The following is a 13,780-nucleotide window of genomic DNA, read 5'->3' on the forward strand; positions in this document are numbered from 1 at the left end:
TTTGCCGCCGCCTTGAATCCACAGCGTCTTCTTGATATCCTTTTTGGATAATTTCAAATGCTGTTGCCCTGGGGAGTTGTCCGTTTTCCCTTGACAAGGCAATGGAAAAAGTTTATAATAATCTGCGTAACGTCCGTGGGGCACTGCGCCCAAAAACGCGGATGCAAAACCCTGAAGTGCGATACCGAATGGAGAAGAGCGCATGAAACTGGACCTTTCCAAACTGTTTGACAATCCCGGCGCGGAGCAGGCGTTTGACTGTTCGCTTGTGCTGGAGGATGTAAAGCGGTGGGGCCACAGGCTGTTTGCCGGACCGGTCCGGGTCAGCGGGCGCGCGCAGAACCGCTCGGGGATCGTCAGCGTGAGCTATCAGGCGGACTTCATTCTGGACGCGGTGTGCGATCGGTGTCTTACGTCGCTCAGCCGTACGGAACGGATGGAGTTCTCACACATCCTGGTTTTATCCCTGAACCGTGAGGACAACGATGAGCTTATAGTAATACCGGACGGGCAGCTTGATTTGGCAGAGCTTGCCGGGGCCGATATTCTCCTCGAACTCCCCACCTCGATGGTGTGTGATGAAGGCTGTAAGGGGCTTTGTCCTGAATGCGGAGCCAACCTCAACGAGGGGGACTGCGGCTGCCGCCCATCAGCGGGCGATCCGCGTCTTGCCAAGCTGCGGGAACTGCTCGGCGAATAACAAAATGGGTGCCTGTGCAGCAGGCACAGCGTACCGTGACGACGATAAAATCTGGAAAGGGGTACCAATCATGGCAGTACCAAAGAGAAAATCCTCAAAAGCGCGCAAAAATAAAAGACGTTCGAATGTATGGAAGCTGGAAGCCCCTGCATTTTCCAAATGCACACACTGCGGAGAACTGAAAGTTCCCCATCGGGTCTGCGGCAACTGCGGCTATTACAAGGACCGTGAAGTCATCAAGATGGAAGCGTAACGCGATCATGCGGGCAACGGAGGCGGATGGTTTTCCGCCTCCGTTTTTGTATCCGAAGGAGGTTCTGCCATGCCGGTATTGATTCAGAGTGTCCAGCCGGGTTCCTACGCCGCGCGGGCCGGGATACAGCCGGGTGACACGCTGGCGGCGATCGACGGGCACCCGGTTAACGACCTGCTCGACTACCGCTTTTATGTGACCAGCCGGCGGATCGTTCTGGATCTGCTGCGGGCTGGCAAAACGCGTTCGGTACAGATCCGCAAGGGGGAGTATGATGACATCGGGCTGGAGTTTGAAACCTACCTGATGGATAAGCAGCGCTCCTGCAAGAACAAATGCGTGTTCTGTTTTGTAGACCAGATGCCCCCGGGGATGCGGGAAACCCTCTATTTTAAGGATGACGACAGCCGGATGTCCTTTCTGTTTGGCAACTATATCACCCTGACCAACCTCACCGACGGGGACATCGACCGGATCATCCAGATGCGGATTTCGCCGGTCAATATCTCGGTGCATACCACCGACCCGGAACTGCGGGTCCGGATGATGAAGAATCCCCGCGCCGCTTCCAGCCTAGCCTATATCCGGCGGCTGTGCGATGCGGACATCCGGGTCAACAGCCAGCTGGTACTCTGCCCAGGCTACAACGATGGGCCTGCGTTGGAGCGCACGCTCAACGATCTCGGCGCGCTCTACCCCAATCTGCAAAGCATTGCCTGTGTGCCGGTCGGGCTGACCCGGTTCCGGGAGGGCCTGGAGCCGCTGCGCCCCTACGACCGGGAACGGGCGCGGGAGACCATTGAGATCATCCACCGGTTCGCCGGCCGGATGTGGGAAACCCATGGGGAACGGGTGGCGTACCCGTCCGACGAGTTTTTCCTCAAGGCGGAACTGCCGGTTCCGGAGCCGCGGTATTACGGCGCATTTGACCAGCTCGAGGATGGGGTGGGCACCCTTGCGCTGTTGCGGGAGGAGTTCGAGGATGCGCTCGCGGACGATCCGGAAACCAGTGCGTCCGGCGTCCTGAGCACTGTCACCGGGGAGGCTGCCTATCCGCTGATCCGCGAGCTGGCAGAGCAGGTGATGCGCAAACACCCCGGGATGCAGATTCGGGTGCACCGGATCGAAAACCGGTTTTTCGGGGAGCAGATCACGGTTGCGGGGCTGGTCACCGGGAGGGACATTCTGGAACAGCTCGGGGGGATCACGCTTGGGGAGCGGCTGTTGCTGCCTTCGGTGATGCTGCGGCACGAGCGGGACCGGTTCCTCGACGATCTGACCCTCAATGAGCTGGAGGAACGGCTCGGGGTGCCTGCCGTCCCGGTGGATAACGATGGCGCGCAGCTCTATGGCGCAATGACCGGGTGCCTGCCCGAAGGTACCTTTGGTGAAAGGAAGTGAACCCATGGCAAAACCATTGATTGCAATTGTCGGCCGCCCGAATGTGGGCAAGTCGACCCTGTTTAATAAACTGGCCGGTGCGCGGATCAGTATTGTGCAGGATACCCCCGGCGTCACCCGCGACCGGGTCTATTGTGCGTGCGAGTGGCGCAGCCGGCAGGTCATGCTGGTGGACACCGGCGGGATCGAGCCGTATTCGGACGATGTGATCCTTTCGCAGATGCGCAGGCAGGCACAGCTGGCGATCGACAGCGCGGATGTGATCGTGCTGGTCACCGACCTGCAAACCGGTGTGACAGCCACCGATCAGGAGGTCGCGGCGATGCTCCAGAAGAGCGGCAAGCCGATCGTCCTGTGTGTCAATAAATGCGACCGGCTGGGGGAACCGCAGCCGGAGTTTTACGAGTTTTACAACCTCGGGCTCGGCGACCCGATCGCGGTATCTTCGACCCACGGACATGGGACCGGGGACCTGCTCGACGCCTGCTATGAACAGATCGACTTTGACCAGCAGGAAGATGAGGAGGATGAGGTCGTCCGGGTCGCGGTGATCGGCAAGCCGAATGTCGGGAAGTCCTCGCTCATCAACCGGATTGCGGGGGAAGAGCGGGTGATCGTTTCGAACATCGCCGGGACCACCCGCGACGCGACCGATACGGCGGTTGAAAACGAGTACGGAAAGTATGTGTTCATTGATACGGCAGGCATCCGCCGCAAATCCCGGGTCGATGAAGAGATCGAAAAATACAGCGTCCTGCGGGCGTATATGGCGGTCGACCGGAGCGAGGTCTGCGTCATCATGATTGATGCGACGGTCGGTTTTACCGAGCAGGACAGCAAGGTTGCAGGGTATGCGCACGAGCAGGGCAAGGGATGTATTGTCGCGGTCAACAAGTGGGATGCGGTCGAGAAGGACGGGCGCACGATGCAGGAGTACCGCAGGAAGCTCGAGAGCGATTTTTCGTTTATGTCCTATGTGCCGTTCCTGTTTATCTCGGCCAAAACCGGACAGCGGGTTGACAAGCTGTATGGGCTGATTAACTTTGTCAACGAGCAGAATGCCATGCGGATTTCGACCGGAAAACTGAACGATCTGCTCGCCTATGCGACTGCGCGCGTCCAGCCCCCGACCGACAAGGGCAAACGCCTGCGCATCTTCTACTGTACACAGGCGAGCACCCGTCCGCCAACGTTTGTCTTTTTCTGCAACAACAAGGAGCTGTTCCATTTTTCCTACCAGCGCTACCTCGAAAACCAGATCCGGGAAACATTTGGGCTGGAGGGGACACCGGTGCGGATCGTCGTGCGGGAGCGCGGGGATGGGAAGGACTGAGGACGGTTTGAGAAGCTATGCGGAAAGTTCCGCCGGCCTTTGTCCCGGACCGAGAGCCGCTGGTTCACGCTGGCTGACCCGGGACACTGCTGCGGGCTTTCCTGTAAGCCGCGGTGAAGCGTTTCGGAGCGCCGCCGCAGAGGGTTCCTGACGCGGGGGTAGAACTCCGCATATCCCGGCGCGTGCCGCATAGGATAGATACGGGCGCGCAGAAGAGAGGTGTTTTTTATGCAGACAGTGGCTTTTGCATCTGTCAACTGGAAACTCTGCCTGTTTGCAGCGGTTGTGGCACTGGTTTCCTATCTGTTGGGGAGTGTCAGTTTTGCGGTGATCGTCTCGCGGATTGGCGCCAAAGACGATGTGCGCAACCATGGCAGCGGAAACGCGGGCATGACCAACATCCTGCGCAGCTATGGAAAAAAGATGGCGGCATTCACCGCCATCGGCGACTTTGGCAAGGGGGTAATTGCGGTCGCGCTTGGGAGGATCATCTTTTCCCTGGCAGGGATTCAGGGGATCGACGCCGGTTATATTGCGGGCCTGTTTGTCATCCTCGGGCATCTCTACCCCCTCTTTTTTGGCTTTAAGGGTGGCAAGGGGGTCCTCACCAGCCTGGGCGCGGCGGTGATCGTCAGCCCCATCCCGTTTCTGGTGATCGCGGGTATCGCGATCCCGACGGTCTTTGCGGTCAAGATTGTTTCGCTGATCTCGGTTATTGGCTTTGCCCTCTACCCATTTGTCGTGGTCGCTGTCGACCTGCTGCTCGACAAGCCGCTCTGGGGGGAGCTGCTCTTTTCGCTGATTGTCAGCAGTCTGGGCATCTGGAAGCACCGCAGCAACATCCAGCGGCTGCGTGCGGGTACGGAATATAAATTCGGGCAGAAAAACAAAGACTGAGAACCTGTTTCGTATTTCTTTCTGCAAGGGGGCTTTTTCACTTGCAAAAAGCCCCCTCTTGCCGCTTCGCGGCAATTCACCCGAAAAATGCGCTTCACAGGATAAAGTATTTCGCTCATTGCGATGAGCGACCAAAGGCCCTGCCTTTGGAAACCGCGATTTTTTGAAAAAAATCGAGTAAAACTTTAAATTATGGAACAGAAGAATTCGCCCAGCCTGCCGGGGTGGGGCCTGCGGGGAGGGGGCGCCGACCCCTAACCCGCAAGACAGCCCGCAGGGGCGTCGCGGCGTATGCCGCGCTTCGGCGTTAGCCGAGAAGCCCCGAGGAAGGCGCTTTGCGCCTGTCAGTTTGGTCTGGAACCAAACTGACGCTGTCTCACTGCCCCTTGACCCCGCAATTTTTTGGAAAAAATTGAGTAAAACTTTCGTTTTGGGAAAAAAGCGGCACCCGGCCCGCAAGGCAAACTGAGGGGGCGTCGCGCGAAGCGCGCTTCGGGCTAAAAGCCCGAGAAGCCCCCCGAAGAAGGGCGCTTGCGCCCCGGAAGTTTGGGCTGGAACCCAAACTCCCGTTGCCTCACTGCCTTTGGAAACCGCAATTTTTATCGTAAAATTGGGTAAAACTTTAGATGCGAAATAGGCCCTGAGAATCTGCGGCAGCAGTGAAAAATAGAACCATGTTTTTTCGACAGGAAATGGTGTGGACGTCATAACAGGAACAGGAGGAACTGCGAATGGCAAAAATCTGGATTTTGGGCGCGGGCGGTATGGGTGTCTCGATGGCCGTCATGTGCGCGAACAATGGGCATCAGGTGAATCTGTACTCCCCGTTCGAACAGGAGATCGAGACTCTTTTGACCGAGCGGGAGCACAAAAAACTGCTGCCCGGCATCCGCATCCCCGACGGAGTCTCCATGACTTGTACGCTGCCGGAGCGGATCGACGCCGATCTCGCGATCGTTGCGACCCCGTCGTTTGCGGTGCGGGGGATCTGCGGCGAGCTAAAAGGCCGGATCGGCCCGGATACAGTGCCTGCCTGTGTTTCCAAAGGGTTTGAGAAGGGCAGTCTCAAGACCCTTTCGGACGTGATGCAGGAGGAGCTGCCTATCCATCAGAGCGTCATGCTTTCAGGCCCGTCCCATGCGGAGGAGATCGCGCGCGGGGTGCCGACTACAGTGGTTGCGGCGAGCCGGAGCCGCGCCACTGCCGAGCGTGTGCAGGACATGCTGATGAACAGATGGTTCCGGATTTATGTCAGTGACGATGTGGCCGGAGTGGAGCTGGGCGGCGCACTCAAAAACGTGATTGCTCTGGCCGCCGGGATTGTGGACGGCCTTCAGCTGGGGGATAACCCCAAAGCGGCCCTGATGACCCGCGGGATCACTGAGATTGCGCGGCTGGGGGTCGCGATGGGAGCCTCGACCGAGACGTTTGCCGGCCTTTCGGGGATCGGTGACCTGATCGTCACCTGTACGAGCGTCCATTCCCGCAACCATCGCGCGGGCGAACTGATCGGGAAGGGCCGCACCGCCACACAGGCGATCGAAGAGGTCGGCATGACGGTCGAGGGATACACCGCCGCAAAATGTGCGTACCAGCTCGCACAGCGTACGGGGGTGGAGATGCCGATCATCGAGCAGGTCTACCGGGTGCTTTATGAGGATAAAAAGCCCTCCGACGCGATCCGCGACCTGATGGGACGTCCGGCGCGGCATGAATCGGAGGTCATCTGGCTGTTGAGCGGCAAAAGATAAAACTGGTTTCTAACAGGATGCGCCTGTCCGGGTAAAACCGGACAGGCGCATTTTACAGCAGTTATTTCAGCCTTCTTTCAGATCAATCAGGTTGATCTCGGTCGTAATTTCCATATGCTGCATCGTGATGTCGTAGATGTTGAGCAGGTCCCCTGTGCGGATGGCGTCATAGATGGCGGTGTGTTCCCGCAGGGTCGCTTCCAGACGACCGGTATGCAGCAGCGACTTACTCGCGAGCTTCTGGATGCAGTAAATGTGGTTGCAGAACAGCTTGGACAGTTCTTCGTTTTCGAGCGACTCCACCACCGTCCGGTGGAATTGCAGATCGTAGCGCACAAATTCGGAAATCTCCCCATCCTCCTCGAACACTTTCCGCTGCAGGCCGAGCAGCTCCCCCAGCCTGCGGATCGACTCCTGCGCCTTGGGGGTGCGGAAATTCCGGGTCAGAACCACCGCGCTATAACATTCCAATGCACTGCGCACCTGGTTGTTTTTTTGAATCCGCTCCGGGGTGATCGCCTGAAGCTGGAATCCGCGGCTGGGCAGAATCTCAATCAGCCCCTCCTGTTCCAGCTTTTGCAGCGCGTCCCGCATGGGGGTGCGCGATACGCCGATCTCCTTTGCCAGCCTGGTTTCGGAATAGATCACCCCGTCCTCCAGCTGGTTTTCCTCGATCATCTCCCGCAGATGCTCATAAGCCCTGATCTGCAAAGGCGCCGTTTTCAGCAAAGGCGATCCCCTCCTCGGTTTTTCACGGGATTTTTTTCCGTTTCATAGCTGCGCCAAAGCTGCCAGGAATACCCCCGGCATTCCTGCATGTTTTTCCTGCATCTGCCTGGTTTCCTCTCTGCAAGCAGGGCCTACAGCGGTTCCGCCACAGATGTTTATTTGGGGTTGTATGGTCGCCAAACATGCTCCGCATACGGACGGATTTCTGCCCGCGCCTGAAAAACAAATCCTCATTTTTCAGGGTGTTGGCTATATTATAACATACTCTCCGGTTTTGTGACAGTTTTTTTCCGCCTTTTTGCCAGAGGGTATTTTCTTTGCCGGTTTTACAGAGAAGAAACCGGCATTGTGCAAAAATACTGATTTTTTACCGGAAAGTTTTCTTGCAACAGCACCAAAACCGGTTGACCGGTATACCGGAATACTGTATAATGAAGACAACACACAGACCAGAGGAGGATTCTATGGAACAGATTGGATTTATCGGATTGGGAATCATGGGGCTTCCCATGGCCAAGCGGCTTTTGGAAGCAGGCTATCAACTTCTGGTAAACGATGTCAGCCAGGAGCGGGTGGAGATCCTGACCAGGCTCGGCGCCCGTTCCGCTGCGTGTTCGCAGATCGGGCAGGAGTGCGGTCTGGTATTTACCATTCTGCCCAATGGAAGCATTGTCCAGCAGGTCCTGTTTGCCCCGGATGGGGTGGCCGGATCTCTTGCGCCCGGCAGCCTGGTGGTGGATATGAGCAGTGTCACCCCCGGCGACTCCAAGATATGTGCTGAAAAACTGGGGGCGCTCGGGTGCCGGTTCCTGGACAGCCCGGTCAGCGGTGGGGAACCCGGCGCGGTCAATGGTACGCTGGCATTTATGGTGGGCGGGGATTCCGCGGATTTTGAACGCGCAAAACCCTGTTTTGAGGTGATGGGCGCTTCCGCCACGCTGGTCGGCCCTGTCGGGAGCGGGTCGGTGACCAAGCTCGCGAACCAGATCATTGTAAACATGGGGATCGCTGCGGTATCCGAGGCGATGGTGCTTGCAACCAGGGCCGGGGCCGATCCGGGGCGGGTATTTCAGGCAATCCGGGGTGGCCTGGCAGGAAGTGCGGTCCTGGAAGCCAAGGCGCCCATGATGCTCCGGCGGGATTTTAAGCCGGGCGGCAAAATCTCCATCAATCATAAGGATGTCAAAAATGTGATTGCGACCGCCCATGAACTGGACGTGCCGCTTCCGCTGACTGCGCAGCTCTTCGAGATCATGCAGGCGCTCAAGGTGGGCGGACACATGGACGAGGATCACAGCGGGATTGTGCAGTATTTTGAGCGGCTCGCGGGTGTGGTCGTCGAATCCAGCTATAGAGAGGGGGAATCCTAGATGGAACAGGTCCAGCCGGTGGGAACCTCGATACTTGCGCAGCTGCCCGCCACAGACAGGAGCGGGGTTGGAGCGCTGCTGTCGGAGGAGCTTGCACAGAGTGCGCAAAAGGTAGTCGTACTGGATGATGATCCTACCGGCGTCCAGACGGTGCATGGAGTGCCGGTCTATACCGACTGGACGCCTCAAACGGTGCGGCAGGCGTTTGAAGAGCCGGGCAGGATGTTTTTCATCCTCACCAATTCACGGAGCATGACCGTCCCGCAGACGACTGCCGCACATCGGGAGATTGCGGAAGCGGTAACCCTTGCGGCGCGCGCAGCCGGAAAAGACTATATCCTCATCAGCCGCAGCGATTCCACCCTGAGGGGGCACTATCCGCTGGAAACCGCAGTGCTGCGCGAGACGCTCGAGTCCTGCGGCGCGGCGCCGTTTGACGGGGAAATCCTCTATCCATTTTTTCTGGAAGGCGGACGGTTTACCCTCAACAATATACATTATGTGAAAGAGGGGAACCAGCTGATCCCAGCGGGACAGACCGAGTTTGCCAAAGACCGCTCGTTCGGGTATACCGCCTCAGCGCTGCCCGACTGGTGCGCGGAGAAATCGGGCGGCGCGGTGCGGGCGGAAGAGGTTGTCTGCATCTCGCTCGAGGACCTGCGTGCAATGGACTACGACAAGATTACCCAGCAGCTCCTGTCGGTCAAAAACTTTGGAAAGGTGATCGTCAACAGCGCGGATTATCAGGACGTCGAGGTGTTTGCAGTCGCGTTTCTGCGGGCGCTGCGCACCGGGAAACGGTTCCTGTTCCGCAGTGCCGCCGCTGTCACCAGGGTGCTGGGCGGCGTCCCGGAACGGCCCCTGCTCACCCGCGCCGAGCTGGTTCCGCAGGAGAACCGCAACGGCGGTGTGGTCCTGATCGGTTCGCACGTCAACAAAACCACCCAGCAGATGGAAGAACTGCGCAGCTGCCGGTATCCCATCGCGTTCATCCAATTTGACCAGCATCTCGTGCTGCAGCCCGGCGGATTGGAAGGGGAGGTCAAACGGGTGGTGGCGCTGGCACAGGACAAAATCCGCGCCGGACAGAGTGTGGCAGTCTATACCCGGCGGGACCGGTTTGACCTGCCCACCGGGGACCCCGACAAACAGCTCGAAGTTTCGGTGCGGATTTCGGACGCTGTGACCAGTATCATCGGTTTGCTGGAGGTGCGCCCCAACTTCATCATCGCCAAAGGCGGGATTACCTCGAGCGACGTGGGAACCAAGGCGCTCCGGGTGCATCGCGCCGAGGTGATGGGACAGATCAAACCCGGGATTCCGGTCTGGATGACCGGTCCCGAAAGCAAATTCCCAGGGATGCCATATGTGATCTTTCCAGGAAATGTCGGGGAACGGGAAACGCTGCGGGAAGTGGTGGAACTCCTGATGGGAGACGCCTGACCCAAGCGCCGTCTGTAAAACCAGCTCATGTACTGCGAAGGGCGGCGTATGCGGCATAGAATGGGAAACAGCATTTACGACAGATGAGAAAAAGACAGACAGAAAAGAGGTCCTGAGAAGAGAAAAAACGAAAGATGGAATCCGCGTGATCGCGCGGGGAGAAAGGGGAATCGCTGTGAAACAGAAAACCATGCTCCGATTGTTGGCAGTCGCTCTCGTGCTGATGTTGGTCAGCTGCATCGGCGCGAGCCTGATTCAGACGGATATGGGCAGGATACAGATTATGGATGTTAAAATTCCCATGCCGCAGGGGGAAACGCTGCGGGTTCTGATCCATAAGCCCGAAACCGCCAGCAGGGAAAATCCGGCGCCCTGTGTTATCACCAGCCATGGCTACCACGCCACCCTTGAGACGCAGGACATCACCTCGATCGAGCTTGCGCGGCGCGGATTTGTGGTATTCAATATGGACACCTACAGTGCAGGCGATTCCTCCGGTACGGTGGAAGAGTACGCTTATAACCGCAGCTACTACGGGTTGGGTATGCTCCAACTGGTGGAGTATGTCTACCAGAATATTGACTATATCGACAGGGACCGGATCGGCATTACCGGACATTCGACCGGCGGACGAAACGTGTCATTTACGCTGGACGCCTACGGGCGCAATGAGCATGGGAAGGTCTACGCCGACCAGCCTGCGGACGGCGGCGACTATTCCACCAAGGTTCGATCGGCTCTGATTCTCGCGTTTTTCCCCGACCGTTACCTGTTGAGCAACCTGCCCAGCGGCGTAAACGTGGGGATCAACTTCGCCCGATATGACGAGGGCGCTCCTGTGCAGGTGAGCAAGGTGGATGGTTACCAGTGGCCGGATATGACTGTATCCCCGGAGGCGAAATTCTTCATCAACCAGGCCGTCCCCGGCACCTTCACAATGGATACCAGCATCTCGGCCAGTCCCGAAACCGGAAAAGATGTGGTGGAACTGTCCGGCTTTGACAATCATGAGAAGGTCGAGATCGGGCGCTACTATGGCGACATTGCGGATGGTTCGATGCGAGTGGTCTACAACCCGCCCACCAGCCATCAGTGGCAGTTCTTCTCCGCGCAGAATGCGACCATCACCAATCAGTATTTTATGGATACACTGGGCGCGCCGAACCCCATCGCGGCAGGCAGCCAGCTCTGGTTCCTCAAAGAATGCTTCAACGCGCTCGGTCTGATCGGATTTTTCCTCTTCCTGCTGCCGTTCGCCTGTCTGCTGATGAAAACGGCGTTCTTCTCGGGAATCCGGGAGGAAGTCCCTGCGGCCAAGCCGCAGCCGGCCGATTCCAGAGGCCGTCTGATCTCGATCATCAGCCTGGTGCTGCTGGCGGTCATTCCGGGCGCAACGGTAATGCCGACCTTCTCCGGTCTCGCTTACGGGAAAATTTTTACCGATGGCGTGGCGAACAACAGCACCCCCTTCTTCCCGCAGCCCGGCCCTAACGCGATTATCGTCTGGGCGCTGGTCAACGCGGCTGCCGCTATCGCGATCTTTGCAGCGGGATATTTCCTCTATGGCAGGGAGCATGGAGATAACCCGGATCGGTGGGGCGTCCGGACCACATGGACCAATGTAGGCAAATCCGCCCTGCTGGCGTTCCTGGTCACCTCGGTGGCGTACAGTTTTGTCCTGCTTGCCGACCGGTTTTTCATCGTGGACTTCCGGTTCTGGAGTTTCGCGATCCGCGCCGCTGACGGCAACATCCTTGCGCTGGTCCCGCACTATCTGCCGTTTATGCTTGTGTTCTGGCTGGTCACTTCGTTTATGGTGAATGCCAGCGCCCGCACCGAGACGAAAAAAGAGTGGCAAAATACTGCGCTTTGCGTGGCGGTCAATGTGGCCGGGCTGCTCGGATTGATCGCGATTCAGTTTGCAGTGCTCTTCTCCACCGGTGTGGCGATGTGGAATGCCAACCGGTCGTGGGTCAACATCTGTCTGATTATCCCGTTCGTCCCGATGATGATTGCCGGTACAGTGATCGTGCGCAAGTCGTTTAAGCATACTGGTACCATCTATTTCGGTGCATTTTTAATGGCGCTCGTATCCACCCTTATCATGGTGGCAAACGCCAACACCATCCTGCGGCTCTGAGCATTCCGACGGGGGCTCCGCCCCTCGACCCCGCCACCTTTGAAAAGGTGGACGAAACTTTTCGTTATGAGAGAGAAGAGAACTTCTCCCAGCTTGCCGGGGTGGGGCCTGCGGGGAGGGGTCGCTGACCCCTAACCCGCAAGACAGCCCGCAGGGGCGTCGCGGCGTATGCCGCGCTTCGGGCTGAAAGCCCGAGAAGCCCCGAGGAAGGCGCTTTGCGCCTGTCAGTTTGGTCCGGAACCAAACTGACGCTGTCTCACTGCCCCTCGACCCCGCCACCTTTGAAAAGGTGGACGAAACTTTTCGTTATGAGAGAGAAGAGAACTTCTCCCAGCTTGTCGGGGTGGGGCCTGCGGGGAGGGGTCGCTGACCCCTCGCCCGCAAGGCGCATTCTGCCCGAGCGTCGCGTGAAACGCGCTCCGGGCTGAAAGCCCGAGAAGCGACGGGCGTTGTTTTGGTCTGGAATCCAAAACAACATGCGCCCGGTGACCCCTAGCCCGCAAGACAGCCCGCAGGGGCGTCGCGGCGTATGCCGCGCTTCGGCGTTAGCCGGGAAGCCCCGAGGAAGGCGCTTTGCGACTGGAAGTCTGGTCTGGAACCAGACTTCCGCTGGAAAAGTGGATGAAACTTTTGATGCGATAGAAAACAGGTTTTCAGAATTTCTCCGACGGACTGGGGGGACACAAACGCCCCCCAGAGCCGCTTTTCCGCGTCGGCTGGCCTATGATGCTACACAGCGGCAGTGAAAAAATTGGGCAAAACTTTAATCAGGAGGGATTGGAATGTACAGGCGTCTATCTTACACGCTGAATGTCCGGGACCATGCGTTTCCCGGCGCGCCCACCATGCGGATCGAACCGTTTGAGTCGATGCAGAAGGGCGACCGGCTCAATACCTACAATGTGACCCTGTTCAACCATTTCGGCACCCACATGGATGGACCGAACCATTTTAACGGGCAGGGCAGACAGCTCTATGAGCTGGAGCTTTCGACCTTCATTTTTGAAAAGCCTCTTCTGGTGGATATCCCCAAGGGCAGGGGGGAGTTGGTGGAGCCGGAGGAACTGATGCGGTTTGACGAGGCGATCCGCGCCGCAGACCTGCTGCTGGTCCGCAGCGGATTCTCGGCTATGCGTGCTTCGGATAACCGGGCCTACTCGGAAGAGGGGCCTGCCATCTCCGCGCGGGCGGCAGAACTGATTGTCGAGCGGTATCAGAATCTGAAAGCGGTGGGCATGGACTGGATTTCCTTGTCTTCTCCGCTGCATCTTGAGGATGGGATCCGGGCGCATCAGATCATGCTTGGAAAAACCGGGGCAGAACCGGTGCTGATTATTGAGGACATCGACCTTTCCGGGCTTGATCCGGATACACTTGAAACCGTGTTTGCACTGCCTCTGTTTATAGAGGGAATTGACAGCGCACCAGTCACAATCCTCGCAAAAATCAGGGATTGAGTCGGAAACTGGCAAAAATCCCCCAAAATCAGCGGATTAGGACAGGAAATCCTGTGCCGCTGGCTTGCTGAAAAAGGGGTGGTATACCGGCTGAGATACCTCCTCTTTTTGGACCGCTTTTCAGGGTGAAACGGACGGTGATATACGCTGAAAGCCGCTTTTTATGCGGGTTTATGGATTTTAAAAAGTTTCTGAATTTTTTTTGCAAAACTGCTTTGGTTTCTGTTGGGACGTACGAATATAAAGAGTAGAGACCTGTGACAAAAAGTATAGTTTTTGTCACAGGTCTCTCTTTTTGTTTTTTCT

At 57.6% G+C, this 13,780-nt stretch carries 13 protein-coding genes and 1 pseudogene; 11 read left to right on the plus strand and 3 right to left on the minus strand.

Annotated elements, in window-relative coordinates; translation table 11 throughout:
* On the minus strand, window positions 1-222 hold a 222-nt coding region (locus tag D5269_RS18370; protein WP_207709147.1), incomplete at its 3' end, for a hypothetical protein.
* On the opposite strand from D5269_RS18370, the gene D5269_RS15485 reads away from it, so the two are divergent.
* The 7 genes and pseudogenes from D5269_RS15485 (at window position 203) to D5269_RS15510 (ending at window position 6,335) form a co-directional block, all read left to right on the plus strand.
* Window positions 203-700, plus strand: coding sequence for a DUF177 domain-containing protein (locus D5269_RS15485; protein ID WP_016317079.1), 498 nt, complete (start codon window positions 203-205; stop codon window positions 698-700). The two genes, D5269_RS18370 and D5269_RS15485, sit on opposite strands and share 20 nt — an antisense overlap.
* A 70-nt stretch (window positions 701-770) precedes the next feature.
* Window positions 771-953 (plus strand): 50S ribosomal protein L32, encoded by a 183-nt coding sequence (gene rpmF / locus D5269_RS15490; RefSeq protein WP_022788557.1) that lies wholly within the window; start codon window positions 771-773, stop codon window positions 951-953.
* A gap of 66 nt (window positions 954-1,019) precedes the next feature.
* A pseudogene (locus D5269_RS19035) lies at window positions 1,020-1,172 on the plus strand (PDZ domain-containing protein); the annotation flags it as partial.
* On the plus strand, window positions 1,149-2,354 hold the full coding sequence (locus D5269_RS15495; protein ID WP_347707305.1) for a DUF512 domain-containing protein: 1,206 nt from the start codon (window positions 1,149-1,151) through the stop codon (window positions 2,352-2,354). The pseudogene D5269_RS19035 and the gene D5269_RS15495, both read left to right, overlap by 24 nt.
* A 4-nt stretch (window positions 2,355-2,358) precedes the next feature.
* Window positions 2,359-3,687 (plus strand): ribosome biogenesis GTPase Der, encoded by a 1,329-nt coding sequence (der, locus tag D5269_RS15500; protein ID WP_016317077.1) that lies wholly within the window; start codon window positions 2,359-2,361, stop codon window positions 3,685-3,687.
* A gap of 228 nt (window positions 3,688-3,915) precedes the next feature.
* Window positions 3,916-4,584, plus strand: a complete 669-nt coding sequence (gene plsY / locus D5269_RS15505) for a glycerol-3-phosphate 1-O-acyltransferase PlsY (protein ID WP_120486714.1) — start codon at window positions 3,916-3,918, stop codon at window positions 4,582-4,584.
* A gap of 731 nt (window positions 4,585-5,315) precedes the next feature.
* Complete coding sequence (locus tag D5269_RS15510; protein WP_120486715.1) at window positions 5,316-6,335, plus strand: NAD(P)H-dependent glycerol-3-phosphate dehydrogenase; 1,020 nt, start codon at window positions 5,316-5,318, stop codon at window positions 6,333-6,335.
* A gap of 66 nt (window positions 6,336-6,401) precedes the next feature.
* Here D5269_RS15510 and D5269_RS15515 read toward each other — a convergent pair whose 3' ends face one another.
* Window positions 6,402-7,064 (minus strand): GntR family transcriptional regulator, encoded by a 663-nt coding sequence (locus tag D5269_RS15515; RefSeq protein ID WP_120486716.1) that lies wholly within the window; start codon window positions 7,062-7,064, stop codon window positions 6,402-6,404.
* Window positions 7,065-7,528: 464 nt separating this feature from the next.
* On the opposite strand from D5269_RS15515, the gene garR reads away from it, so the two are divergent.
* The 4 genes from garR (at window position 7,529) to D5269_RS15535 (ending at window position 13,474) form a co-directional block, all read left to right on the plus strand.
* Window positions 7,529-8,434, plus strand: coding sequence for a 2-hydroxy-3-oxopropionate reductase (gene garR, locus D5269_RS15520; protein ID WP_120486718.1), 906 nt, complete (start codon window positions 7,529-7,531; stop codon window positions 8,432-8,434).
* Window positions 8,435-9,877 (plus strand): four-carbon acid sugar kinase family protein, encoded by a 1,443-nt coding sequence (locus D5269_RS15525; RefSeq protein WP_120486719.1) that lies wholly within the window; start codon window positions 8,435-8,437, stop codon window positions 9,875-9,877. It abuts the gene before it with no gap.
* 175 nt (window positions 9,878-10,052) lie between these two features.
* Complete coding sequence (locus tag D5269_RS15530; RefSeq protein ID WP_147408023.1) at window positions 10,053-12,017, plus strand: hypothetical protein; 1,965 nt, start codon at window positions 10,053-10,055, stop codon at window positions 12,015-12,017.
* 782 nt (window positions 12,018-12,799) lie between these two features.
* On the plus strand, window positions 12,800-13,474 hold the full coding sequence (locus D5269_RS15535; RefSeq protein ID WP_120486721.1) for a cyclase family protein: 675 nt from the start codon (window positions 12,800-12,802) through the stop codon (window positions 13,472-13,474).
* A 28-nt stretch (window positions 13,475-13,502) separates the two neighbouring features.
* Here D5269_RS15535 and D5269_RS18375 read toward each other — a convergent pair.
* Window positions 13,503-13,780 (minus strand): hypothetical protein (locus tag D5269_RS18375; protein WP_207670315.1); only part of this gene is annotated, 278 nt, incomplete at its 5' end.

Source organism: Anaerotruncus sp. 1XD42-93 (assembly GCF_009917605.1).
Lineage (GTDB): Bacteria > Bacillota > Clostridia > Oscillospirales > Ruminococcaceae > Anaerotruncus.

Bases quoted from the DNA above. Each gene is read 5' to 3' on its own strand.
- D5269_RS15485 (WP_016317079.1), top strand. From the start codon at position 203: ATGAAACTGGACCTTTCCAAACTGTTTGACAATCCCGGCGCGGAGCAG.
- rpmF (WP_022788557.1), top strand. From the start codon at position 771: ATGGCAGTACCAAAGAGAAAATCCTCAAAAGCGCGCAAAAATAAAAGA.
- der (WP_016317077.1), top strand. From the start codon at position 2,359: ATGGCAAAACCATTGATTGCAATTGTCGGCCGCCCGAATGTGGGCAAG.
- plsY (WP_120486714.1), top strand. From the start codon at position 3,916: ATGCAGACAGTGGCTTTTGCATCTGTCAACTGGAAACTCTGCCTGTTT.
- D5269_RS15510 (WP_120486715.1), top strand. From the start codon at position 5,316: ATGGCAAAAATCTGGATTTTGGGCGCGGGCGGTATGGGTGTCTCGATG.
- garR (WP_120486718.1), top strand. From the start codon at position 7,529: ATGGAACAGATTGGATTTATCGGATTGGGAATCATGGGGCTTCCCATG.
- D5269_RS15525 (WP_120486719.1), top strand. From the start codon at position 8,435: ATGGAACAGGTCCAGCCGGTGGGAACCTCGATACTTGCGCAGCTGCCC.
- D5269_RS15535 (WP_120486721.1), top strand. From the start codon at position 12,800: ATGTACAGGCGTCTATCTTACACGCTGAATGTCCGGGACCATGCGTTT.